Origin of the sequence: Campylobacter sp. CFSAN093246, from assembly GCF_012889415.1 — a bacterium.
GTDB classification, from domain to species: domain Bacteria; phylum Campylobacterota; class Campylobacteria; order Campylobacterales; family Campylobacteraceae; genus Campylobacter_D; species Campylobacter_D jejuni.
Genome location: NZ_CP040613.1, coordinates 1,035,080 through 1,059,979, shown reverse-complemented (window position 1 = coordinate 1,059,979; position 24,900 = coordinate 1,035,080). Strand labels below are relative to the sequence as shown.

At 29.7% G+C, this 24,900-nt stretch carries 27 protein-coding genes; 15 read left to right on the top strand and 12 right to left on the bottom strand.

Annotation, left to right across the window (positions count from 1 at the left end; genetic code table 11):
- Positions 1-8: 8 nt before the first annotated feature.
- From pglA to pssA, 12 genes are all read left to right on the top strand, one after another.
- Positions 9-1,139 (top strand): N,N'-diacetylbacillosaminyl-diphospho-undecaprenol alpha-1,3-N-acetylgalactosaminyltransferase, encoded by a 1,131-nt coding sequence (pglA, locus tag FBE87_RS05505; RefSeq protein WP_002852885.1) that lies wholly within the window; start codon positions 9-11, stop codon positions 1,137-1,139.
- Positions 1,132-1,734, top strand: a complete 603-nt coding sequence (gene pglC / locus FBE87_RS05500; protein WP_002852766.1) for an undecaprenyl phosphate N,N'-diacetylbacillosamine 1-phosphate transferase — start codon at positions 1,132-1,134, stop codon at positions 1,732-1,734. Before pglA ends, pglC begins: the two co-directional genes overlap by 8 nt.
- Positions 1,721-2,308: a UDP-N-acetylbacillosamine N-acetyltransferase gene (gene pglD, locus FBE87_RS05495; protein WP_002852865.1), complete on the top strand. Its 588-nt coding sequence runs from the start codon at positions 1,721-1,723 to the stop codon at positions 2,306-2,308. The genes pglC and pglD overlap by 14 nt, the downstream gene beginning before the upstream one ends.
- Positions 2,265-2,918, top strand: coding sequence for a hypothetical protein (locus FBE87_RS05490; protein ID WP_072223330.1), 654 nt, complete (start codon positions 2,265-2,267; stop codon positions 2,916-2,918). Before pglD ends, FBE87_RS05490 begins: the two co-directional genes overlap by 44 nt.
- A gap of 95 nt (positions 2,919-3,013) precedes the next feature.
- On the top strand, positions 3,014-4,174 hold the full coding sequence (gene pglE, locus FBE87_RS05485; RefSeq protein ID WP_002852877.1) for a UDP-N-acetylbacillosamine transaminase: 1,161 nt from the start codon (positions 3,014-3,016) through the stop codon (positions 4,172-4,174).
- A 1-nt stretch (position 4,175) separates the two neighbouring features.
- On the top strand, positions 4,176-5,948 hold the full coding sequence (gene pglF, locus FBE87_RS05480) for a UDP-N-acetylglucosamine 4,6-dehydratase (configuration-retaining) (protein WP_002855851.1): 1,773 nt from the start codon (positions 4,176-4,178) through the stop codon (positions 5,946-5,948).
- Positions 5,948-6,841: a PDC sensor domain-containing protein gene (locus FBE87_RS05475; protein WP_002856519.1), complete on the top strand. Its 894-nt coding sequence runs from the start codon at positions 5,948-5,950 to the stop codon at positions 6,839-6,841. Before pglF ends, FBE87_RS05475 begins: the two co-directional genes overlap by 1 nt.
- Positions 6,842-6,953: 112 nt before the next feature.
- Positions 6,954-7,346, top strand: a complete 393-nt coding sequence (locus FBE87_RS05470; protein WP_002866134.1) for a chemotaxis response regulator CheY — start codon at positions 6,954-6,956, stop codon at positions 7,344-7,346.
- A gap of 22 nt (positions 7,347-7,368) precedes the next feature.
- The gene (locus FBE87_RS05465; protein ID WP_002856135.1) at positions 7,369-8,214 is read left to right on the top strand and encodes a 50S ribosomal protein L11 methyltransferase; all 846 of its coding nucleotides are present in this window, start codon (positions 7,369-7,371) and stop codon (positions 8,212-8,214) included.
- Between the two features lie 3 nt (positions 8,215-8,217).
- Positions 8,218-10,155 carry an ATP-dependent zinc metalloprotease FtsH gene (gene ftsH / locus FBE87_RS05460; RefSeq protein ID WP_002852796.1) on the top strand — a complete coding sequence of 646 codons (1,938 nt, stop codon included), beginning with the start codon at positions 8,218-8,220 and terminating at the stop codon, positions 10,153-10,155.
- Positions 10,152-10,769: a phosphatidylserine decarboxylase gene (locus FBE87_RS05455; protein WP_002852690.1), complete on the top strand. Its 618-nt coding sequence runs from the start codon at positions 10,152-10,154 to the stop codon at positions 10,767-10,769. Before ftsH ends, FBE87_RS05455 begins: the two co-directional genes overlap by 4 nt.
- A 9-nt stretch (positions 10,770-10,778) precedes the next feature.
- Positions 10,779-11,507 (top strand): CDP-diacylglycerol--serine O-phosphatidyltransferase, encoded by a 729-nt coding sequence (gene pssA / locus FBE87_RS05450; protein ID WP_002852812.1) that lies wholly within the window; start codon positions 10,779-10,781, stop codon positions 11,505-11,507.
- On the opposite strand, the gene FBE87_RS05445 is transcribed toward pssA, so the two are convergent.
- Positions 11,498-12,295 carry a ferritin-like domain-containing protein gene (locus FBE87_RS05445; protein WP_002852814.1) on the bottom strand — a complete coding sequence of 266 codons (798 nt, stop codon included), beginning with the start codon at positions 12,293-12,295 and terminating at the stop codon, positions 11,498-11,500. The two genes, pssA and FBE87_RS05445, sit on opposite strands and share 10 nt — an antisense overlap.
- An 89-nt stretch (positions 12,296-12,384) precedes the next feature.
- On the opposite strand from FBE87_RS05445, the gene FBE87_RS05440 reads away from it, so the two are divergent.
- From FBE87_RS05440 to cetZ, 3 genes are all read left to right on the top strand, one after another.
- A complete protein-coding gene (locus tag FBE87_RS05440; RefSeq protein ID WP_002826104.1) occupies positions 12,385-12,744 on the top strand; it encodes a methionine-R-sulfoxide reductase in 360 nt (119 codons plus the stop codon).
- A 14-nt stretch (positions 12,745-12,758) separates the two neighbouring features.
- Positions 12,759-13,385, top strand: coding sequence for a MarC family protein (locus FBE87_RS05435; protein WP_002864805.1), 627 nt, complete (start codon positions 12,759-12,761; stop codon positions 13,383-13,385).
- 80 nt (positions 13,386-13,465) lie between these two features.
- Complete coding sequence (gene cetZ / locus FBE87_RS05430; RefSeq protein WP_100626276.1) at positions 13,466-14,752, top strand: energy taxis response protein CetZ; 1,287 nt, start codon at positions 13,466-13,468, stop codon at positions 14,750-14,752.
- Positions 14,753-14,773: 21 nt separating this feature from the next.
- Here the strand turns inward: cetZ and aat are convergent, their stop codons facing one another.
- The 11 genes from aat to FBE87_RS05375 are packed head-to-tail and all read right to left on the bottom strand — an operon-like array spanning position 14,774 to position 24,898.
- A complete protein-coding gene (aat, locus tag FBE87_RS05425; RefSeq protein ID WP_002852895.1) occupies positions 14,774-15,421 on the bottom strand; it encodes a leucyl/phenylalanyl-tRNA--protein transferase in 648 nt (215 codons plus the stop codon).
- The gene (locus tag FBE87_RS05420; protein ID WP_002852743.1) at positions 15,396-17,525 is read right to left on the bottom strand and encodes an AAA family ATPase; all 2,130 of its coding nucleotides are present in this window, start codon (positions 17,523-17,525) and stop codon (positions 15,396-15,398) included. Before FBE87_RS05420 ends, aat begins: the two co-directional genes overlap by 26 nt.
- Positions 17,522-17,812 carry an ATP-dependent Clp protease adaptor ClpS gene (locus FBE87_RS05415; protein WP_002852892.1) on the bottom strand — a complete coding sequence of 97 codons (291 nt, stop codon included), beginning with the start codon at positions 17,810-17,812 and terminating at the stop codon, positions 17,522-17,524. The genes FBE87_RS05420 and FBE87_RS05415 overlap by 4 nt, the downstream gene beginning before the upstream one ends.
- Positions 17,812-18,414, bottom strand: coding sequence for a TlpA disulfide reductase family protein (locus FBE87_RS05410; RefSeq protein ID WP_002852711.1), 603 nt, complete (start codon positions 18,412-18,414; stop codon positions 17,812-17,814). The genes FBE87_RS05415 and FBE87_RS05410 overlap by 1 nt, the downstream gene beginning before the upstream one ends.
- 10 nt (positions 18,415-18,424) lie before the next feature.
- Positions 18,425-18,877 carry an SsrA-binding protein SmpB gene (gene smpB / locus FBE87_RS05405; protein ID WP_002852861.1) on the bottom strand — a complete coding sequence of 151 codons (453 nt, stop codon included), beginning with the start codon at positions 18,875-18,877 and terminating at the stop codon, positions 18,425-18,427.
- A complete protein-coding gene (locus FBE87_RS05400) occupies positions 18,874-19,641 on the bottom strand; it encodes a 4-(cytidine 5'-diphospho)-2-C-methyl-D-erythritol kinase (RefSeq protein WP_002859130.1) in 768 nt (255 codons plus the stop codon). Before FBE87_RS05400 ends, smpB begins: the two co-directional genes overlap by 4 nt.
- On the bottom strand, positions 19,638-19,865 hold the full coding sequence (csrA, locus tag FBE87_RS05395) for a carbon storage regulator CsrA (RefSeq protein WP_002852854.1): 228 nt from the start codon (positions 19,863-19,865) through the stop codon (positions 19,638-19,640). Before csrA ends, FBE87_RS05400 begins: the two co-directional genes overlap by 4 nt.
- Positions 19,859-20,677, bottom strand: coding sequence for a tRNA pseudouridine(55) synthase TruB (truB, locus tag FBE87_RS05390; protein WP_002868623.1), 819 nt, complete (start codon positions 20,675-20,677; stop codon positions 19,859-19,861). Before truB ends, csrA begins: the two co-directional genes overlap by 7 nt.
- Entirely contained in the window at positions 20,674-22,749 is a 2,076-nt protein-coding gene (locus FBE87_RS05385) for a 3'-5' exonuclease (protein ID WP_002878810.1), read from the bottom strand. Before FBE87_RS05385 ends, truB begins: the two co-directional genes overlap by 4 nt.
- Entirely contained in the window at positions 22,746-23,183 is a 438-nt protein-coding gene (locus tag FBE87_RS05380; RefSeq protein WP_002852822.1) for a hypothetical protein, read from the bottom strand. The genes FBE87_RS05385 and FBE87_RS05380 overlap by 4 nt, the downstream gene beginning before the upstream one ends.
- Positions 23,177-24,898, bottom strand: a complete 1,722-nt coding sequence (locus tag FBE87_RS05375) for a M3 family oligoendopeptidase (RefSeq protein WP_002858266.1) — start codon at positions 24,896-24,898, stop codon at positions 23,177-23,179. The genes FBE87_RS05380 and FBE87_RS05375 overlap by 7 nt, the downstream gene beginning before the upstream one ends.
- Between the last annotated feature and the right edge of the window lie 2 nt (positions 24,899-24,900).

Sequence of the window (24,900 nt, the reverse complement as noted above, 5' to 3'; positions counted from 1 at the left end):
GGTTGAAAATGAGAATAGGATTTTTATCACATGCAGGAGCGAGTATTTATCATTTTAGAATGCCTATTATAAAAGCGTTAAAAGATAGAAAAGACGAAGTTTTTGTTATAGTGCCGCAAGATGAATACACGCAAAAACTTAGAGATCTTGGCTTAAAAGTAATTGTTTATGAGTTTTCAAGAGCTAGTTTAAATCCTTTTGTGGTTTTAAAGAATTTTTTTTATCTTGCTAAGGTTTTGAAAAATTTAAATCTTGATTTTATTCAAAGTGCGGCACACAAAAGCAATACTTTTGGAATTTTAGCAGCAAAATGGGCAAAAATTCCTTATCGTTTTGCCTTAGTAGAAGGCTTGGGATCTTTTTATATAGATCAAGGTTTTAAGGCAAATTTAGTGCGTTTTGTTATTAATAGTCTTTATAAATTAAGTTTTAAATTTGCACACCAATTTATTTTTGTCAATGAAAGTAATGCTGAGTTTATGCGGAATTTAGGACTTAAAGAAAATAAAATTTGCGTGATAAAATCTGTAGGGATCAATTTAAAAAAATTTTTTCCTATTTATGTAGAATCGGAAAAAAAAGAGCTTTTTTGGAAAAATTTAAACATAGATAAAAAACCCATTGTGCTTATGATAGCAAGAGCTTTATGGCATAAGGGTGTAAAAGAATTTTATGAAAGTGCTACTATGCTAAAAGACAAAGCAAATTTTGTTTTAGTTGGTGGAAGAGATGAAAATCCTTCTTGTGCAAGTTTGGAGTTTTTAAACTCTGGCGCGGTGCATTATTTGGGTGCTAGAAGTGATATAGTCGAGCTTTTGCAAAATTGTGATATTTTTGTTTTGCCAAGCTATAAAGAAGGCTTTCCTGTAAGTGTTTTGGAGGCAAAAGCTTGCGGTAAGGCTATAGTGGTGAGTGATTGTGAAGGTTGTGTGGAGGCTATTTCTAATGCTTATGATGGACTTTGGGCAAAAACAAAAAATGCTAAAGATTTAAGCGAAAAAATTTCACTTTTATTAGAAGATGAAAAATTAAGATTAAATTTAGCTAAAAATGCCGCCCAAGATGCTTTACAATACGATGAAAATATAATCGCACAGCGTTATTTAAAACTTTATGATAGGGTAATTAAGAATGTATGAAAAAGTTTTTAAAAGAATTTTTGATTTTATTTTAGCTTTAGTGCTTTTAGTGCTTTTTTCTCCGGTGATTTTAATCACTGCTTTACTTTTAAAAATCACTCAAGGAAGTGTGATTTTTACCCAAAATCGTCCCGGGTTAGATGAAAAAATTTTTAAAATTTATAAATTTAAAACCATGAGCGATGAAAGAGATGAAAAGGGTGAGTTATTAAGCGATGAATTGCGTTTGAAAGCTTTTGGAAAAATCGTTAGAAGCTTAAGTTTGGATGAGCTTTTGCAACTTTTTAATGTTTTAAAAGGGGATATGAGTTTTGTTGGACCTAGACCTCTTTTGGTTGAGTATTTGCCTCTTTACAATAAAGAGCAAAAATTGCGTCATAAAGTGCGTCCAGGTATAACAGGATGGGCGCAGGTAAATGGTAGAAATGCTATTTCTTGGCAGAAAAAATTCGAACTTGATGTGTATTATGTGAAAAATATTTCTTTTTTGCTTGATTTAAAAATCATGTTTTTAACAGCTTTAAAGGTTTTAAAACGAAGTGGGGTAAGCAAAGAAGGCCATGTTACAACAGAGAAATTTAATGGCAAGAACTGAAAAAATTTATATTTATGGTGCTAGTGGTCATGGGCTTGTTTGTGAAGATGTGGCTAAAAATATGGGTTATAAAGAATGTATTTTTTTAGATGATTTTAAAGGAATGAAATTTGAAAGTACCTTACCTAAATATGATTTTTTTATAGCCATAGGAAACAATGAAATTCGAAAAAAGATTTATCAAAAAATTTCAGAAAATGGCTTTAAAATTGTCAATCTTATCCATAAAAGTGCACTTATAAGTCCTAGCGCAATCGTGGAAGAAAATGCAGGAATTTTAATCATGCCTTATGTAGTGATTAACGCTAAAGCTAAAATAGAAAAAGGTGTGATTTTAAATACTTCAAGCGTAATTGAGCATGAATGTGTGATAGGGGAATTTTCTCATGTGAGTGTGGGAGCTAAATGTGCGGGTAATGTAAAAATTGGTAAAAATTGTTTTTTAGGGATTAATTCTTGTGTTTTGCCTAATTTAAGTTTGGCAGATGATAGTATTTTAGGTGGTGGAGCAACTTTAGTTAAAAATCAAGATGAAAAAGGTGTTTTTGTGGGAGTACCTGCAAAAAGGATGTAAATTGCATTTTAATAACAATCTTGTTGTTCACTATATAGTAAATCCTTCGCCTTTGGGGTGGATTGTCATTAATTTACTAACCATATGTCTAATATGCTACATATTTCCTTTGAAAAATTCTTTAAAACACAAAAAACTTTTTAGTCTTAAAGCAAATGTAAATTCTAAAAATAGTAGGATTATAAAATATACAGGTATTGCTGCTTTTTTGGGTGGATTAATAGGAATTTGGTATAATTTTGAAGGTTTTTATCAACTTCTTTTTTTCTTTGAATTAGAAAATGAAAATTTAAAAACACTTTGGAGTTTGCAAGTATCAGTTTCTTCTGTGATAACAGGTATGTTATTATTGTTGATATATGTTATAAATTTAGCAATAGTTTGTGAAAATGGAATTTATATAGTTAGTAAATTTAATCTTTTTTATATGTATTTTATAAAACGAGAAGATTTGGAAATTGTTAAAATAGAAAAAATGAAATTTTTAAATCAAGTTGAAGTTTGTTTTGTTATCAAAACAAAAAATAAAATACTCCTTAAATGCTTTGAAAGTATTTATAAAAAAGAAGACTTAGAAAAGCTTAAAAATTGGTATGAAAACAAGCTTTGACTATAAAAAGAATTTAAATATTTGAATCTTTGTAAATTTTTTTAGGTAAAATAGAGTCAATTTATAAAAATTTTGTTTTACACAAAGGATAAATCATGAGATTTTTTCTTTCTCCTCCGCATATGGGTGGTAATGAATTAAAATACATAGAAGAAGTTTTCAAAAGCAATTATATAGCACCTTTGGGTGAATTTGTAAATCGCTTTGAACAAAGTGTCAAGGCTTACAGTAAAAGTGAAAATGCCTTAGCTTTAAATTCAGCCACAGCGGCTTTGCATTTAGCTTTAAGGGTGGCAGGGGTAAAACAAGATGATATTGTTTTGGCTTCTTCTTTTACTTTTATCGCTTCAGTAGCACCTATTTGTTATCTTAAAGCAAAACCTGTATTTATAGATTGTGATGAAACTTATAATATCGATGTAGATTTATTAAAGCTTGCTATTAAAGAATGTGAAAAAAAACCAAAAGCATTGATTTTAACTCATCTTTATGGCAATGCGGCTAAAATGGATGAAATTGTTGAAATTTGCAAAGAAAATGAAATTGTTTTAATCGAAGATGCTGCTGAAGCTTTAGGAAGTTTTTATAAGAATAAAGCTTTAGGAACTTTTGGAGAATTTGGAGCTTATTCTTATAATGGCAATAAAATTATCACCACTTCAGGTGGAGGTATGCTTATAGGAAAAAATAAAGAAAAGATTGAAAAAGCAAGATTTTATAGCACTCAAGCTAGGGAAAATTGTTTGCATTATGAACATTTAGATTATGGTTATAATTACCGCTTAAGCAATGTTTTAGGAGCTATTGGCGTAGCGCAAATGGAGGTTTTAGAACAAAGAGTGCTTAAAAAAAGAGAAATTTATGAGTGGTATAAAGAATTTTTAGGAGAGTGTTTTAGCTTTTTAGATGAATTAGAAAATTCAAGAAGCAATCGCTGGTTAAGTACAGCTTTGATTGATTTTGATAAAAATGAACTTAATTCTTGTCAAAAAGATATAAATATCAGTCAAAAAAATATTACTTTGCATCCAAAAATTTCAAAACTCATAGAAGATTTGAAAAATGAACAAATAGAAACAAGACCATTATGGAAAGCTATGCACGCTCAAGAAGTATTTAAAGGAGCTAAGGCTTATCTTAATGGCAATAGTGAGTTATTTTTCCAAAAAGGAATTTGTTTGCCAAGTGGCACGGCGATGAGTAAAGATGATGTTTATGAAATTTCAAAACTGATCTTAAAGAGCATAAAGGCTTAAAATGATTTTTTATAAAAGCAAAAGATTAGCATTTTTTTTAACTTCAGATATTGTTTTAATTTTACTTAGCGTTTATCTGGCTTTTTCTTTGAGGTTTAGTGGAGATATTCCGAGTATTTTTTATCATGGTATGATGGTTTCTGCTATTATTTTGCTTGTTTTAAAACTTTCATTTTTGTTTGTTTTTAGAATTTATAAAGTAGCTTGGAGATTTTTTTCTCTCAATGAAGCAAGAAAAATTTTTATCGCTTTGCTTTTAGCTGAGTTTTGTTTTTTTCTTATTTTTTATTTTTTTAGTGATTTTTTTAATCCTTTTCCAAGAAGTGCTATTGTGATAGATTTTGTTCTTTCTTATATGTTTATAGGTACTTTAAGAATTAGCAAAAGAATGCTTGTGGATTTTAAACCTTCTAGAATGAAAGAAGAAGAAACTCCTTGTATTGTAGTAGGGGCAACTTCTAAGGCTTTGCATTTGTTAAAAGGTGCAAAAGAAGGTTCTTTAGGGCTTTTTCCTGTAGGCGTAGTTGATGCGAGAAAAGAGCTTATAGGGACTTATTGTGATAAATTTATTGTAGAAGAAAAAGAAAAAATAAAATCTTATGTAGAACAAGGGGTAAAAACTGCCATTATTGCTTTAAGACTTGAACAAGAAGAGCTTAAAAAACTTTTTGAAGAACTTGTAGCTTATGGTATTTGTGATGTAAAAATATTTTCTTTTACAAGAAACGAAGCAAGAGATATCAGTATAGAAGACTTGCTTGCTAGAAAACCAAAAGATTTAGATGATAGTGCTGTGGCGGCTTTTTTAAAAGACAAGGTAGTTTTGGTAAGTGGAGCAGGTGGAACTATAGGCAGTGAACTTTGTAAGCAATGTATTAAATTTGGTGCTAAGCATCTTATTATGGTTGATCATAGTGAGTATAATCTTTATAAGATCAATGATGATTTAAATTTATATAAAGAAAAAATTACTCCTATTTTATTGAGTATTTTAGATAAGCAAAGTTTAGATGAGGTATTAAAAACTTATAAACCTGAGCTTATTTTACATGCAGCCGCTTATAAACATGTGCCTCTTTGCGAACAAAATCCACATTCAGCAGTAATCAATAATATTTTAGGAACTAAAATTTTATGCGACAGTGCTAAAGAAAATAAAGTAGCTAAATTTGTGATGATAAGTACAGATAAAGCAGTGCGACCAACAAATATTATGGGTTGCACTAAAAGAGTTTGTGAGCTTTATACTTTAAGTATGAGTGATGAAAATTTTGAAGTTGCTTGTGTGCGTTTTGGTAATGTTTTAGGTTCTAGTGGTAGTGTGATACCGAAATTTAAAGCACAAATTGCCAATAATGAGCCTTTAACTTTAACGCACCCTGATATAGTGCGTTATTTTATGCTTGTGGCTGAGGCAGTGCAACTTGTTTTACAAGCTGGAGCTATCGCAAAAGGAGGAGAGCTTTTTGTTTTGGATATGGGTAGGCCTGTGAAAATCATAGATTTAGCTAAAAAAATGCTTTTACTTTCTAATCGCAATGATTTAGAAATTAAAATCACAGGTTTAAGAAAAGGTGAGAAGCTTTATGAAGAGCTTTTGATTGATGAAAATGATGCTAAAACGCAATATGAGAGTATTTTTGTAGCAAAGAATGAGAAGGTTGATCTTGATTGGCTTAATAAAGAGATAGAAAATTTACAAATATGTGAAGATATTTCAGAGGCTTTATTAAAGATTGTACCTGAATTTAAACACAATAAAGAAGGCGTATAATGTATATAAAAGATATACAAAGATTTGAAGATAATCGCTATCGTGCTAGGGCTTATATGAGTTATATTTTAACAAGAAATCTGCCCAATAAACTTCCTGACATTCACCTTGAAACGATTAAAACAGCTTTGGATAAAATAGCTCATGAAGTTGTTGTTTTTGATGCTTTGTATATTTTAGATATTTCAGGCATGCAAATAGAAAATGCGATTTCCTTAAATAAGGCTCATGAAATAGGACAGGGTGAGGATAGAAGTACTCGTTCTTATTTTTATAGAGCTGTAAAATTAAGACGATGTGTTTTGAGCGATCCTTATCCTTCGGTTTTAAATAATGAGCTTTGCGTGACAGCTTCTATGCCAATTTACGATGATAAAAATAACTTGCTTTTTGTTGTTTGTATTGATATAAAACTTGAAGATATTTTAAAGATTATTCAAGCAGGAAAATTTGAATTTGTTTTTACTCAATTTAGTCGTTCGGTATATTTTTGCTTCGCACTGGTTTTATTTGTGATTACTTGTTTTTTATTTCAAAAAGGTTTTTTTAGTCTTTTTGATAATCAAGCTATAGGTATAGAACATATGTTTGAAAGTACCATCGCTATAACTTTGGCTTTAGCTATTTTTGATTTGGCAAAAACTTTGATCGAACAAGAAGTATTAGGAAGGACAAAAAAAGAAGAAGGTGGAATTCAAAAAACTATGGTGAGATTTTTGGGTTCTATTATCATTGCTTTAGCTATAGAAGCTTTGATGTTGGTATTTAAACTTGCTATTGGTGATCTTTCTCAGATGATTTATGCGATTTATCTTATCGGTGGAGTGAGCTTGCTTCTTTTAGGTTTAAGTGTATATTTATTTACGGTTAAGTATAAAAATAATAATATTTGAGTAAAAATTTAAGTAAAAGATGATATAATGCTGTTTTTTAAAATTTTTTAGCTTGATTAATAAGGCTAAAAAGGGTAAAATAAAACTATAAAAACTTTGAAAGGACGAAATTGTGAAATTGTTAGTTGTTGATGACAGTTCTACTATGAGAAGGATTATTAAAAATACCCTAACAAGACTTGGACACGATGATGTTTTAGAAGCTGAGCATGGCGTTGAAGCTTGGGATTTATTAACTAAAAATGAAGATGTAAAAGTTTTAATTACAGATTGGAATATGCCAGAAATGAATGGCTTGGAGTTGGTAAAAAAAGTAAGAGCAGAGAAAAAATATGAAGATATGCCTATCATCATGGTTACAACTGAGGGCGGAAAAGCTGAAGTGATTACTGCTTTAAAAGCTGGCGTAAATAACTATATTGTAAAACCTTTTACTCCACAAGTTTTAAAGGAAAAACTTGAAGATGTTTTAGGAACAGGAAGTGGAGAAGGTGCAGCTGAGTAAAGGCTGATTTTTAAAATTCTAAATGCAAAAAAAATATTATGAATTGTTCTTTATCGTAGAAGAGCGGTATAAAAATTTATTTCTTGATTTTGCTTTTGATTTAGGTATAGAAGCCATAGAAGAGAAAGATAATGGTGTTTACATTAGATCCCATGAGAGTTTAGAAGAGTTTTCATGGGCACTTGAAATATTTGCTCAAAAACTTACAACTACTTTCAATTTAAACCATAAAATTATTTCTAATTTAAGTCTTGTAGAGAAAGAAAACAAGGACTGGATACAAGAATATAAAAAAGGCATAAAACCTATCTTAGTGGATAATGTTTACATCCATACAACTTGGCAAGAAGAAAAGAAGAATTGTATAAATATAAAGATTAATCCAGCCTTAGCCTTTGGCTCAGGACATCACGAAAGCACATATTCTTGTGTAAAATTTTTACAAAAATTTTCTAAAAGTAAATTAAGAGCTTTAGATCTTGGTTGTGGTAGTGGAATTTTGGGTATTATTATGGCAAAGTTTGGTTGTAATGTTGAAATTTGTGATACTGATGAGTTGGCTATTGATAGTTCTTTAGAAAATGCAAGATTAAATGGTGTCGATTTTCACAAGGCTTGGTGTGGATCTATAGATAAAGCAAATGGTTTATATAATCTAATTGTTGCAAATATCATTGCAGATGTGATTTTAATTTTAGAAAAAGATATTAAAAACCATTTAGAAGATAATGCTATACTTATTTTGTCAGGAATTTTAGATAAATATTCAACAAGAATTAAAGAAAAATTTCAAGATTTGGAACTCATTGATGAAATGCAAATCAATGAGTGGTGTAGTTTTGTATATAAAAATAATAAAAAAGGATAAGTAATGAATAATAATACCCAAAATAATAAGGGTAATCCGCAGGGTAATAATTTTTTTAACAAAAATCCCATTTTTATTTTTGCGATTTTTGCAATTATAATGATAATTATTTTTAAGGGATTTTTTGATGGCAATGGTTCTTTTGGCGGGGCATTGAATGGCAATGAAGTAAATAAAAATGTCCCTTATTCTGAGTTAAAAAAGCTTATTGAAAGTGGACAAATCAATCAAGTTAGTATAGGACAAACAACAATCAAAGCGATTTCAAGCTCTCACAATACTGTTTATACAGCAAAAAAAGTTAATGATCCTGAGCTTGTGAGTTTACTAGATAGTAAAAATATCGCTTATGGTGCGTATTCTGAAACAAATTGGTTTACGGATATACTTTTTTCATGGGTTTTGCCAGTATTTATTTTCTTTGGTATTTGGATGTTTTTGGCAAGTCGTATGCAAAAAAATATGGGAAGTTCTATATTGGGTATAGGAAGTTCTAAGAAGCTTGTAAATTCAGAAAAACCTAAAGTAAAATTTAGCGATGTAGCTGGTGTTGAAGAAGCTAAAGAAGAAGTAAAAGAAATTGTAGATTTTTTAAAGTATCCTGAAAGATATATTAAATTGGGAGCTAAAATTCCAAAAGGGCTTTTACTTGTTGGGCCTCCAGGTACAGGAAAAACTTTGCTTGCAAAAGCAGTTGCAGGTGAAGCTGATGTGCCGTTTTTTAGTGTTTCAGGTTCGTCTTTTATAGAAATGTTTGTGGGTGTAGGTGCTTCTCGTGTGAGAGATTTATTTGAAAATGCAAAAAAAGAAGCTCCTGCTATTGTTTTTATAGATGAAATAGATGCTATTGGTAAAAGTCGTGCAGCAAGTGGCATGATGGGTGGAAACGATGAAAGAGAGCAAACTTTAAATCAGCTTTTGGCTGAAATGGATGGCTTTGGGACAGAAAGTTCCCCAGTCATTGTTTTAGCAGCAACAAATCGCCCAGAAGTTTTAGATGCAGCGCTTTTAAGACCAGGAAGGTTTGATAGACAAGTTTTAGTTGATAAACCTGATTTTAAAGGTAGGTGTGATATTTTAAAAGTGCACATGAAAGATGTCAAAATCTCCCCAAAAGTTAAAGTAGAAGATATAGCACGCTTAACCGCAGGGCTTGCAGGAGCTGATCTTGCAAATATTATTAATGAAGCAGCGCTTTTAGCGGGTAGGGATTCTAAAAAATATGTAGAACAAAATGATTTAGTTGAAGCTGTTGAAAGAGCTATAGCAGGGCTTGAGAAGAAATCACGTCGTATTAATGAAAAAGAAAAGAAAATTGTTACTTATCATGAATGCGGTCATGCTTTGATTGCTGAAACTACCAAAGGCGCAAAACGTGTAAGTAAGGTTTCTGTGATTCCGCGTGGTCTTGCGGCTTTAGGTTATACTTTAAATACTCCTGAGGAAAATAAATTTTTAATGCAAAAACATGAACTTATCGCTGAAGTAGATGTACTTTTGGGTGGTCGTGCAGCTGAAGAAGTGTTTATAGGTGAAATTTCAACGGGTGCAAGTAATGATTTAGAAAGAGCAACCGATATCATAAAAGCTATGATTTCTATGTATGGTATGAGTGAAATTGCAGGACTTATGGTACTTGAAAAACAAAGAAATACTTTCTTAAGTGGTGGACAAACTATCAAAGATTATTCTGAAAAGATGGCAGAATCTTTAGATGATTATGTAAAGAAAACCTTGGATGAACGCTATAAAGATGTTAAAGATACTTTAAATACTTATAAGGGAGCGATTGAGACTATGGTTGCAGCCCTTTATGAAGAAGAAACTATTGAAGGTAATAAAGTGCGCGAGATTATTAAAGAGTTTGAGGATCAAAATAGTCTACCAACTCGTTTACAAGAACTCGAAGAAGTTAAAACTGAAGTTAAAGTAGAAGAATGAAAGATTTTATTGCAAAATATGGATATTTAAGTCTTATTATTTTAAGCTTAATTTTTATTTTTGTGTGGATTTTTTATTCTTTTTCCATCTTGCTATTAGCATTAATTGTAATTTGTATTTTTCTTTTTAGAGCGCCCAAAAGAGAACTTGTTTGTAGTGATGAAAAAGCTATTTTTGCACCTATGGATGGTAGGGTTACTAAAATAGAAAATATTCATCATAAAGATTTGGGTGAATGTGTTGAAATTGCTATTAAAAATGCTCTTTATGATGCTGGGAATTTTAATACACCTTTTGCAATGTCTATAATAGATATTCGTTTACGACATGGGCTTTTTTTGTGCAGTGAATTAAAATCTGCAAAAATGATGAATGAAAGAGCTTTTATTTTGGCAAAAGTTAAAGAGAATAAAACGATAGCCTTGCGAATCTATGCAGGTTCTTTTGATAGAAAATTAAAGCTTGATAATATTTCTCATGATTTAAAAGCAGGAGATAGAATGGGTTTTTTAATTAATGGCTCTATAAGTTTACTTTTACCAAAAGATACTAGAATTCATATAGGCTTAAATGATGAAATTAAAGCAGGTTCATTGCTAGGCTATTTTGCGTAAGGAAAAATAATGAATAACAGACCGCAACTAATTTATATTTTACCCAATCTTTTTACAGCTGCTTCAGCTTTTTTAGGGGTTATTTCTATTATAGCTTCAATACATGGAAATTATTATACAGCTTTGATTTATATTATTTTATCTTTGATTTGCGATGGGCTTGATGGCCGTGTTGCAAGACTTACAAATTCTACTTCAAAATTTGGAGTAGAATTTGATTCTTTGGCTGATCTAGTAGCTTTTGGAGTTGCTCCAGCGGTTCTTTTTTATATGGCTATAGGTTATGATTTTGGAAAGCTTGGATCTTTGATTACAGCTTTTTTTGTGGTTTTTGGAGCTATTCGTTTGGCGAGATTTAATGTTACCACAGGCACTTATGAACCCTCCGTTTTTATAGGTCTTCCTATACCTACTGCAGCAGTTGTGAGTACTATATGGACTTATGCGTTTATCAGTTATGATTTTTTAAAGCCTTATGGCGTAGTTTTTTTGGTGCTTCAAGCAATTTTAGGGCTTTTAATGGTAAGTAATATACGTTATCCTAGTTTTAAAAAGCTTGATTTTAATCGTTCTAGTGTTTTAAAAGTTTTGATTATTTTAATTATAATATTTTCATTTTTATATCTTTACCCTCTTGAAAGTTTAGTAATTTTAGCAAGCTTGTATGTGCTTTATGGAATTATTCGGGTTTTATATACCATTATCGTTTCAAAATTTAAGATAAGAAATCAAGAGTAAAATTTTTCAATGACTTCGCATTCTTCTTGAGTGAAGCCAGCTTTGATTCTTGCTTGAATGTTAAGTTTTTTTCCCGCAAGAGAGAATTGTTTAAACGTTTTGCAAAGCTCAATAAAATCATACCTGTTTTGATTTGCAAATTTCCACCAAGTATCTCCTTTTTTAACGTGTTTTATTTCATCATTAAGTATAATTTCAAGATATTCCATTAGAAGATTTTTAATGGAATGATTGGAACTTTGAAGTTTTTGAACAACAAAGGGGTTGGCATCAAGCCCTTTAGCTTCTAAACCTCTATGAACTACTCCCATTCTAAAGCTTAAAGAGTCTTTTGTAGCTTCTAGAGCAGATTCTAAATTATCATGCACTGGAAAATTTCCATATTTGTAACCAAGTTCTTTAAGTACTGAATTTAAAAGTTTGAAATGTTTAATTTCCTCATCTGCTACCTCCAGCCAATCGTAATAAAATTGCAAAGGTAGATTTTTAAAGCGATAACTCGCATCTAAAGCCAGGTTAATTGCATTAAATTCTATATGAGCGACTGAATGAATTATTTTAGCAAGCGCATGAGTTGAATTGACAAATTTAGGCCTTCTTATACGCGTAGGATGAAGCAAGGTAATTTGTTGTGATGTATTTTTTTTGAAAATGCTTTGATGCTCGTGATTAAAATTAAATTTGTGGCTTTTAAAGTCTTCATAAAAATTTTGAAAAGAGTGAAATTTTATAGTTATATTTTTTTCATATAAAATATCTTGAAGTTCTTGAAAAAATTCTTTTTGCATTTAAAACTTTCTTGAAAATTATAAAAATTTATCATTTAAAATTGAAAATTTAATTATATAATATAAAAATTATTTTACAAGGGTAGATCATGAAAGAATTAAATGAAGAAGAAAAAAAAGTAATTTTAAATAAAGGAACAGAAGCTCCTTTTAGTGGGAAATATAATGATTTTTATGAAAAGGGAATCTATCAATGCAAACAATGTGGAGCTTCGCTTTATAAATCCGAAGATAAATTTAAATCAGGTTGTGGATGGCCTAGCTTTGATGATGAAATAAAAGGGGCTGTTAAAAGAATTCCTGATAAAGATGGGATTAGAACCGAGATTGTATGTGCAAATTGCAATGGACATTTAGGTCATGTTTTTGAAGGAGAAGGATTTTCTGCTAAAAATGTAAGACATTGTGTAAATTCTATTTCTTTGGAATTTGTAAAAACTAAGGATTGATAGTGTTTTCTAGTATGGGTTCTGAGCTTTATTTGATGTTTTTTGCTGCAATTACTTTACTTGCTATATTAAATCCTTTTGGTAATTTAACTCAATTTTTGGCTATGAGTGATGGATTGCCTTTAATGCTTCGAAAAAAACTTTTTAGAACTATTCTCTATACAGCTTTTACTATAGTTTTGGTGTTTTTATTATCAGGACCTTTATTTATGAACTATATTTTTAGAGTTTCATTGGATGATTTAAGGGTTTCTGGTGGTTTGGTTCTTATTATAATGGCTATTAAAAATTTACTTTTTTCAACAAAAATTGCAACTAAGGATTTTAGTCCTTATCAAGATATGGATGATAAGGAAATTTTAAGACAGAGTTTAATACCTATGGCATTTCCTATGCTTGTTGGGCCTGGAACTTTAGCTAGCGTTATTGTTATAGCCGAAGATGGTGGGCTTGATGTTGCTCTTGGCGGAGTAATGATAGCTTTTATTTTTATGTTTATACTTTTTCATTTTGCAGCTACTATAGAAAAAATAGTTGGAAAATTGATTTTACATGTTTTTTCTCGTATAGCACAAGTATTTATTGTTGCTATGGGGTTTAAGATGATTATTGTAGGTTTAAAGGATATATTTAACTTATAAATTAATATAATTTTAAGTAAATAATACTATATAAATATGATATAATTTTAAAATAATTTATTATTAAAAAGGTGAGTTTTATGTTTGGTGCTAAGAAAAATAATACTAAAATAATTGAACAACTTGAAAAATGTAATGGTTTAGGAGATATTTTAAGATCTATTGGGAATACCATGGCGGTAATTGAATTTACTACCGATGGCGTTATTTTAGAGGCAAATCAAAATTTTTTAACAACTATGAAATACTCCCTTTCAGAGATCAAGGGTAAGCATCATAGTATGTTTTGTTTGCCTGAAGTTGTTAATTCTTCAGCATATAGTGATTTTTGGAAAGATTTAAGAGATGGAAAAGCTAGAAGTGGTCTTTTTAGACGTATAGCTAAGGGAGGGATAGATGTTTATTTAGAAGCAAATTATCTTCCAATTAGTGATAATAATGGTTATGTTTATAAAATTATTAAATTTGCCAATGATATAACTCAAAGACATTATGAAATGCTTGATCTTAGAAATACTATTGCTGCTGCTAATCGTTCTATGGCTATTATTGAATTTAAACCTGATGGGACTATTATTACGGCTAATGAAAATTTTTTAAGAGCTATGGATTTTAATATTGATGAGATTAAAGGAAAGCATCATAGTATGTTCTGTGATTCTAATTATAGACACTCTAAGGACTATGTTCAATTTTGGGAAGATTTAAGAGAGGGTAAATTTCAATCAGGTAAATATATAAGATACGGAAGAAATAATAAAAAAGTATACCTTGAAGCAAGTTATAATCCGGTTAAAAATGATGATGGAAAAATTTACAAGGTTATTAAATTTGCTACAGATATAAGCGAACAAGTTAAAAAAGATCAAGAAAAACTTCGTCTCATAAGCGAACTTGCAGAAAAAAATGATAATCTTACTCAAGATGGAGATCGTGTAATTGAAAACACTGTTTCAAATGTTCAGAATATTGCTGATATGATGTCTCAAAGTTCAAATCTTGTTTCCTCTTTAAATCAACAATCAGATGAAATTAAATCTATTATTCAAACTATTAGTGATATTGCTGATCAGACTAATCTGCTTGCTTTAAATGCTGCTATTGAGGCAGCACGTGCTGGTGAACATGGTAGAGGTTTTGCTGTTGTTGCTGATGAAGTAAGAAATTTAGCTGAAAGAACAGGGCATTCGGTTAATGAAATTACCACTACGATTAATTCTATTCGCAATGTTACATCACAAGTGGTTGAGAGTATTAAAAGCGGTTTAGAGGATGTTAATCAGAGTGTTGAACTTGCAAAAGAAGCAAGAGAGTGTATGGAGAAAATTCGTGAAAGCTCTGCTGAAGTTGCTAAAGCGATGTCATAAGCGTGATTTTCACGCTTATTTTTAAGTAATTAAATCTTTAAAATTTTTAAAACCACTTTCTTGATTGCATTTTTCTTTTAAAATATTTAAAAATTCTTTCCTAGAAATATTATGAGCACCCATAAATTCTAAATGTTGGTTATAAACTTGACAATCTATGATAAAATCATAAGGTTTTAATAAATCACAAAGTTTAATCATGGCAACTTTAGATGCATTTTTTTTAATGCTTACCATGCTTTCACCAAAGAAAACCTTGCCTAAAATTAAACCATAAATTCCACCTATAAGTTCATTATTTTCATAAAGTTCAAGGCTATGCGCATAGCCTTGGGTAAATAACTTATAATAAGTGGTAATAAATTCATCATCTATCCAGCTTTGAGAGCGTGTATCGCGACATAATGTAATTAATTTTAAAAAATCATAATCAAGTTTAATTTGATAGAGATTAATAAATTTTTTCATATTTTTTTGGATGTGAATTTGATTTGGAATTAAAATGCATCTAGGATCTGGACACCACCAAGTTACAGGTTTACTTGTCCATGGGAATAGACCAAAAGTATAAGCTTTTACAATAAAATCAGCTTCTAAATTTTGACTTAAAAATACAGGAGCATTTTTAGGCGCATTGAGTAATTTAGAATATAAATTCGAGCTTTTCATTTTTACCAAGTTTGATTTTAGCTATACCACCTTTTTTAAGCTTTCCAAATAAAATTTCATCACTGATTTTTTCTCCTATTTCCTCAGAAATTATGCGTTTTAAAAGCCTTACTCCAAATTCTTTATTATAGGCTTTTTTAGCTAAATAAATTTTAGCTTTATCATCCACTGATAATTTTATATTATTTAAATTTTTAGAAATTTCGTCAAGTTCTTTTTCGATAATTTTAACAAGTATAGCATCGTTTAAATCATTAAAATGTAAAATTTTATCAATGCGATTAATAAATTCTGGAGCAAAAAAGTCTTTGATAGCACGATTACTTTTTTCTTCATTTTTACTTAAAAAACCAAGCTCATTGCTTTCTTTAAGTCCTAGATTAGATGTCATAATAATGATTGTATTTTTAAAATCTACTTTAAGACCACTATTGTCGGTGAGTTCAGCATTGTCAAAAATCTGTAAAAAGGTATTGCTTAAATCAGGATGAGCCTTTTCTATTTCGTCAAAAAGAACAAGACTGAAAGGATTTTTGCGAATAGCATTGCTTAAAAGTCCACCCTCTTCAAAACCTATATATCCAGCTGGAGATCCTATTAGTTTACTTATAGCATGTTTTTCTGCATATTCACTCATATCAAAGCGTTCTAAATTTAAACCTAAAAATTCAGCTAAAGCTTTGCAAAGTTCTGTTTTTCCAACTCCACTTGATCCAGTAAACAAAAACACTCCGCGTGGTGTATTGGAATTTTTAAATCCTGCGAAACTTTGCTTAAGTGATGAAACAAGGCTATCTATAACTTCATCTTGGCCAAAAATTTTTGCTTTTAAATTTGTTTTTAAGTTCATTAAAGCTTTATTTTGATCGAATTCAAACATTTTGTGATGGTGGGTCATTTTTGCTAAAACATTTTCTAAATCTTTTAAATTGGCATTTTTTTTAGCTCTTGGATTTAAAGCAAAAGAAGCGCCAAGTTCATCGATCAGATCTATAGCGCTATCAGGTAAAAATTTATCATTAAAAAATTTTTTACCCCAAATTACAGCATATTGAAGAATTTCATCGTTTAATTTGATATGATGAAATTCTTCATATTTGTTTTTTAATCCTTTAAGAATTTGCAAGCTTTCTTCTTGGCTTGGTTCATCTACATTTATTTTAGCAAAACGGCGACTTAGGGGTTTATTTTTATCAAAAGTATTTTTATATTCCATAAAAGTTGTTGCACCTATGCATTTTAAAGTTCCATTGCTTAGAGCTGGTTTTAAAAGATTGGAAAAATCAGTATGAGATTCTCCTGTGCTTCCAGCTCCTACTATAGTGTGAATTTCATCAATAAATAAAATAGCATTGGGTATTTTCTCAAGTTCACTTAAAATTTCTTTAATTCTTTTCTCAAAATCTCCACGGTATTTTGTTCCCGCAAGTATACTAGCCATATCAAGACTAAAAATTTTTGCATTTTGTAAGTTTTTAGGCACCTTTTTTTCCGCAATAGCCAATGCTAATCCCTCTACAATGGCTGTTTTTCCAACTCCTGCTTCTCCTACTAAAATAGGATTATTTTTCTTGCGACGTGAAAGAATTTGCATCATTCTTTCAAGTTCAAATTTTCTTCCTATTAAAGGATCAATTTTGCCATTTTGAGCTAAAAGTGTTAAATCACTTGTGTGGTTGTTTAAATTTTGTATATTTTCATGATTTTGAAGTTCTTGAATTTTGTTAAGATTTATGTTGTGTTTTTTTAAGAGATAGCTAGAATAACTTCTTGAATCCTGTATGAGCTTTTCTAAAAAATCTATAATTTTAATTTCATTATTTTTATTTTTAGATGAAAGTAAGATTTCATCTAAAACAACAGATATTGTAGGTTCTATTTCTTGTTTAATAACTTGATTGTTTTGAGAAATGTAATTTTTTAATTCAGTTTCTAGAAGTTCAAGATCTCCATCTGAAAATTCTTCAAATATATCCTTAAAATCAGTGCTTAGTTTTAGTAATGCAAACAGTACATGCTCACAGGTAACAAATTCATGGTGATTTATTAAGCTTAGATTTTTGGCATTATCAAGATATTTTTGTAAATTTTCTTGGTATTTCATTCTTCTTCCACCTTTGCTTGTAGTGGAAAATTAGCAAGTTTAGCCGCATCCATAACTTTTTTTTGTTTTGAAAGAGCTATTTCCTGGGTGTAAATGCCACAAATTCCAGAACCATTGTGATGAATTTCTAACATTGTTTGACTTGCTTTCTCAAGGTTTTGATGAAAAATATTCATCAAAATTTCTATGACAAAATCCATGGTTGTTACATCATCATTTAAGAGTATAACTTTATACATTTTTGGTTCACTAAGTTTTGTTTGCTCTAGAGTTTGGGTTTTTGGCATTATTTTCCTTTGTAGATTTTATTTAAATCTTCTTGCATGAGTTCTGTTGGAATTTTACCAAGATAAAAATTTGTTGGAGTATTATTATTCCAGTAATCGCTTATTTTTTGATAAATTCCATTTTTTAAAACAACTTTAAAAGGAAGTTGCTCCATATTTTGATAGTCTATATCTTTTAAAATTTGAGCAATAATACGATCATTAGAGCTGCCATTGCTTAGAAAATAGTAAGCACCATAATCACCCGCGAATTTTTTAACTGTTTCATCGCTAACATCTTCAAAATGTGTAAGTCCTATAATGATAAATTTGCTAGAATTATTTTTCCAAAGTTTGCTAAGATCTAAAGCTTCTTCTTTACATGGGGTGCAAAAAGTGCCAAAAAAATCAAACATTAGAACTTTTCCTTCCTCTCCTTCCACCACAAAACCTTTATCTGTTCTTATTAAAGTTTTGCTTCCACCATTTACACTATTTAAGACTATTTTATCTCCTTTGTGATACTCTTCAAACATAAAATCATTTTGAATTTCTTCTTCCTTGGAGCAAGCATTAAGAAAAAATGCTAAACTTATTAAAAATAGGGCTGAAATTTTTTTCATTTATTTTCCTTTATTTGTAATTTTTCATAGCAGCTCTAGCTTCTAAATCGGCTTGCTTTTTCTTTAAAGTTTCACGCTTGTCGTGCAAATTTTTCCCTTTAGCTAAAGCAAGGGTAGCTTTTACTTTATTTTTTGTGTTAAAATAAAGATCTAATGCAACGATAGTATATCCTTCTATACTTACTTTACCTAATAATTTATCAATTTGCTTTCTATGCATTAAAAGCTTTCTAGCACCTCTTTCTTCGTGTTTATAGAAAGAATGTGTAGTATGAAGCAATGAAATATGAGAATTAAGTAAAAAAATCTCATTTTTTATAATGCGAACAAAAGAGTCTTTAAGATTTGCTCTTCCTGCTCTTAAGGCTACAACTTCACTTCCTTTAAGGACAATTCCGGCTTCAAAGCGTTCTATGATGCTATAATCAAATAAAGCTTTTTTATTTCTCGCAATAATTTTCATCGATCAACCTTAAAAACACTACTACCGCTACCGCTTAGAAAAAAATCTTCTTGCAAGTAAGACTTCATTTTAGGATATAAAGTTGCACAAGGAGTAAATAAATCATTTAATTCTTTGTTTTTAAAGTTTTGTAACAACTCTTTTGTGCTGAGTTTTTTGTAGATTTGCGCTTGATTATTGTTTTTTTGAAAGTCAAATATTCCTCTATCAAATTCATCATAAACAGCTTTAGTTTGGCAAGATATTTGTGGAAAAGTCCATTTTAAATTAGGTATGTCATCTTCAAATTCTTCTATAATTTCGCCACAGCTACTTACATTAGCAGAGTGAAAGCCACTTAAAAAAAAGGCAATATCACTTCCTAGTTGTATGCTTAAATTTATAAGTTCTTGTAGGTTTAATTTTAAATTTAGGGTTTCATTTATTAGTAGTAAAAAACTCGCACAATCGCTACTTCCACCACCAAGCCCAGCACATACTGGGATATTTTTTGTGAGTTTTAGACTTTTTTTGCTAAATAATTCTTTTAATTCGTTATTATATCTTCTAGAAAGTAGCAAATAAGCCTTTTGAATAATATTATTTTCGCATTTAAAATTACTAATGATTTCAAATTCTTTTTTAGAATCTGATTCTTTGTCAACAAGCTCAAGCTCATCAAAAACATCTTTTAAAAGTATAAATCGTGATTCTAAAAGATGATATTTTCTTGAGTCAAAACCGGTAAGTTTTAAAAAAATATTTGCTTTAGCGTAAGCTTTCATTTGATTAGTTTTTTGCTTAAGTCATCAAGTTTAATATCATTCTGAACAACAGAATGCAAATTTTCATCCTTTACTTGTTGAACAAGTTCTTTTCTAAGTATCATAAGGGATTTTGGAGCTTCTATGCCTATTTTGGCATATCCTTTCCCTGTTTGAACGACTTTGATTTCTATACCTTCTCCGATAATTATACTTTCATTTTCTTTTCTTGATAATATTAACATTTTTCAACCTTATTTAGAAGATATTTTACTGTATTTTCTTTAATATTAATTATGCTAAAATATTTTTCTGTTTCAATATAATAATCTCCTTCATCATGAAATTCTAATTCTTCGACAAAAATTTTAGCACCATTTTCGAGTTTATTTAAATCCTTGATAAAATTTGGCTTTAGGTTAATGTATTTTAACACATTTAAGCTTTTCTCATTATTATAAACAAATTTGCCTTCTTTAATGCGCTCTAAAGAGCTTAAAGTCGCATTAATACCTAGTTTTCTAGCAAAAAGTTCACAATAAGATCTTATATAAGCACCTTCACTGACTGTGATTTCAATATTTAAAAAAGGATGATTATAGCTTAAGATCTTGCAATCAAATACTTCCATTTGGCAAGGTTTTAAATTTACTTCTATACCTTTTTTTGCAAGTTCATAGGCGCGAGTTCCATTGATTCTTTTGGCGCTAAATTGCGGTGGTGTATAGGAGATAATTCCTTGCATTTGATCAATGATTTGTTGTAAATTTGGAAGATCAAATTCTTTTATATTTTTAATTTCTTTTATATTTTGATCATCAAGACTTAAGGAGTAAACTCCAAGCCATAAAGTAGCTTTATAGGTTTTTGGAGTTTTTTTTAAAAAACGGAAAAGTTTTGTATATTGTCCAAATGCAACGATTAAAACCCCTTTGGCGAAAGGATCAAGAGTGCCAGAATATCCTGCTTTTTTATTTTTATATTTTTTCTTTAAAGTACTTAAAAAGGCATTAGAACTCAAACCCCTTGGTTTAAAGGCTGCAAAGATCTTGTTCATACTGCTTTTTCCACAAAGCTTGCCATGATTACACGCATTATACCACCAAAATTAATATTAAGCTTTTCCTCTTTTCCGCTTTTATTAACTTCAACAACCCTGCCAATGCCAAAAATTTTATGTTTAACTAGATCTCCTTTGCAAAAACTAGTTTTTTGTATATTTTGATTTTTTGATTTTTCATTGATTAATTTACTTTCTTCTAAGAAGCGACTAGGATTGATATTTGCTCTTGAACCATGATAAAAACGAGAATTTGCAACACTTATTGTGAGAAATTTCTTGGCGCGAGTGATGGCAACATAAGCAAGACGGCGTTCTTCTTCGAGATTTTCTTCGCTATTTAAAGGAAAAAATCCTTCATCAAAGCCTATTATAAAAACATAATCAAATTCCAAACCTTTGCTAGCATGAATACTCATCAAGCAAACACATTCTTCATCTAAATTATCTTGATCACTTAATAAAGAAATTTCACTAAGTAGATCTTCTAAAGAAGCTTCGGGATCTTCTTTGAGTTTTTCTCTTAGATTAGCATAAAACTCATCAAGATTTCTGATTCTTTCATCTCCATCATCTTGCTCTGAAAAATAATCTTTGATTTTAAATAATTCTTCTATATTGTCAAAAACCTTTTTTGCATTATCGTAGCTTTTTAGAGTGTGAATATTTTGTATAAAAATATTTGCTTCATTTTGTGCTTTTTTTGTTGTTAAAATTCCTACACCACCATCGCTTTCGCATAGGGCATCAAAAAGTGAAATTTGACGTTTTTTTGCATATTCTTCTAAATTTTTTAGGGCTTTTTCTCCTATGGATCTTTTGGGGCGATTAATAATACGTTTAAACGACAAATCATCGCTTGGATTTAAGATAAGTCTAAGATACGAGATTAAATCTTTTATTTCTAATCTCTCATAAAAACGCATACCACTAAGTAGTTTATAAGAAATTTGTTTCTTCATAAATGCTTCTTCTATTGCTCTTGATAGTGCATTAACTCGAAATAAAATGGCGATCTCTTTAGCTTCTACTCCAGAATTTAGCAATTTTTTCACTTCTTGAGCGATATATAAACCTTCATCTTTTTCGTTTTCGTTTTTTAATATTTTAATATTTTCCCCAGTATCTTTAGTGCAGATTAAAGTTTTTCCAAGTCGTTGCTCATTGTGAGATATGAGATTATTTGCTGCTTGTAAAATAGTCCCTACTGAACGATAGTTTTGTTCAAGTTTTACAAGTTTAACATTTTTAAAATCATTTTGAAAATTTAAAATATTTTCAATTTTTGCTCCACGCCAACTATAAATACTTTGATCATCATCACCAACAACTGTGATATTTTCATGCATACAACATAGATTTTTTAGAATTTTATATTGCAAGGTATTAGTATCTTGATACTCATCAACTGTAATGTAATTATAAAGTAAGCTTTGTTCTTTGGCAAAATTTATATCATTTTCTAAAATGAGATTGCTTAGCAATAAAAGATCATCAAAATCTACAAAATTTTGTTTTAATAAGTATTCTTCATAAGCACGGTAATAGTTGGCAAATTTGTATTCATTTTGATATTTTTCAAAATTATGTTCTTTTAGTAAATTTAAATCTTCAAAGACATTACTTACTCTTTTGCCTTCATTTTTGCAATAAGATATGTATTGGATAATATCATAGACATTATCTTTGTTTTTATCATGGATTAAGTCTTTAATTATTTTTTTTGTATCATCTGTATCGATAACAATAAAACTATTTTTACGCTCCAATCTTTCAAAATGGAGTTTTAAAAATAAAAGTCCAAATTTATGAAAGGTGCAAAGCAAAGGATTGTGATTGCCTTGTAGAAAATTTAATGCTCTATGACGCATAACACTAGCTGCTTTATTTGTAAAAGTAAGAGTAAGAGTGTTATGTGAGGGGATGCCTACTTCACCGATAAGATAAGCAAGACGAGTGGTGATAGTTTTGGTTTTTCCACTACCTGCGCCTGCTAGGATAAGCATGGCTCCATCAATGTGGCTTACCGCTTGTTTTTGACTATCATTTAAATCTTCAAATAGATTCATTTTTTGAAAATATCTTTATTTTTTGGATTATTTAAAAATATATTTTTAGATTTTTGTAAATTTTTGCTATCTTCACGTTTATAAAGACTAAAATTAACGAATAAAATGCTATTTTCTACTTGAATTTGCGTGATAGCTCCTAAATCAACCTTTACAAAACTATCAAAATCATCATTTCCAAAACCTGCGTGAAATTGAATGAAATCTTTATTTAGTTGTATGGATTCAAAGGTGTATCCTCCAAGAGCAAAAAGAGCATAAGGATTTTGTTTAATATCAAGCTCTTTGGGAAGTTCAGGGTTAAAATCTATGAAATTTGTATTTGCAACTATGGAAAATTCTATATTTTCTTCTATAAGGTGTGAAATAACTTCATAACAATGCTTTTGCATGGTATGGATAAAATTTTCATTTTTTAAGATTGTTTCTAGCATGATTGTAACTCCATGAATTCATTGATGAGTTTTTGAATTTCTTTTATGCCTATTTCCCAAAAATTTTCATCTTCTATATCAAATCCAAACATTCCTACTAGTTCTTTTGGACTCACGCTTCCACCTAAAGAAAGCATTTTGATATAAAGTTCTTTAAAATTTTCACATTTTTTACTTTTGTAAAGTCCATAAAGAGCTAAAACTAAAAGTTGTGCATAAGCATAAGCATAGCAGTAAAAAGGAGAATGGATAAAATGAGGAATATAACTCCACCAAGAAGCATAATTTTTTGTAAGTTTTACGCTGTCTTGAAACATCTTTTGAGATTCTTCCATCCAAATTTTATTGATTTCTTCAGTGCTAAGTTCATTTTCTTGAGCATGTAAGCGTCTTTCAAAACAAGTAAAATTAATTTGTCTATAAAAAGTTGCAAAAATATCTTCGATTTTATTTGCATATAAAGATAAGAGTTCTTCTTTTTTTAACTTATCTTTAATAAAATCAAATACGAGCATTTCAGCAAAAACTGAAGCTGTTTCTGCGGTGGTTAAAGGTGTATTTTGATTTAAATAGCTTACATTATAAGAAAGTTTTTGATGGATAGTGTGTCCTAATTCATGTGCAAGTGTAAAAAGATCGCGTCTTTTATTGGTGTAGTTTAATAAAACAAAAGGATGTGCATCAGAAGTTGCAGAATGCGAAAAAGCACCCCCTTGTTTATTTTCTTGCGGATAAACATCAATCCAACCTTGATCAAAAGCATTTTTTGCTATATCATAAAATTGAGGAGAAAAAGCTTGAAATGCCTCTAAAACAATATTTTTACTTGTTTTAAAATCAAAACTTGCTTCTTTTCCTATGGGTGCATATCTGTCATAGTCTTTAAGCTCATCATAGCCTAAAATTTGTTTTTTTCTTTTGTAAAATTGCGATACTAAGTTAAAATGTTTTTGCGCACTTGCTATCAAAGAATCAACGCTTTTTTGTGAAATTTGATTGCTGATATGTCTTGAAATTTCAGCATTTTCATAACCTCTTAATAAGCTTATATTTTTTCTTTCTGTTTTTATCATATTGATAATAAAACTTAAAAGTCTGCTATTTTTTTGTAAGACTTTACTGAATTTTTTAGCAGCTTTTTTGCGTATCTTTCTATTTTCATCATACATTTTGCTTAGAATTTCTTCTTCGCTAAGTTTTTTACCTTCAAAAGGGATTTTTAAAGCACTCATACTTTCATCAAAAAGTCTACTAAAAGCATTTGCACCTGTATTGGAAAGATAAAGCATAATGCGTTCTTCGTTTTTGCTAAGATTATAGCGTTTGTTTTGCAATAAATTAGAAAGATAAAAATCATAATCTTTGCAAAAAGTTGTAAATTCTCGACTTTTCTCAGGAGCTAACTCGCAAAATTCAAGCTCGAAAAAGAGTAAATTTTCTTCTATTTTTTTGCATTCTTCTTCGTATTGTGCATAAAAAGAACCATTTTGAGTGTTTTTAGCAAAAAGCAAATAAGCATAAGTCATGATTTTGCCAAGGGCTTGATTTAAATTTTCATAATCTTTTAAAGCTTGTAAAAACTCATTAGCATTTAATGTATAAAGTTTATTTTCATAGTTTTTTTTAAAATTTAAACTTTGTTGGATTTGGTCTTGTGTAAAATTTTGCAATGCTTCTTTATCGTGAAATAAAGCACTTAAATCCCATTCTAACATTT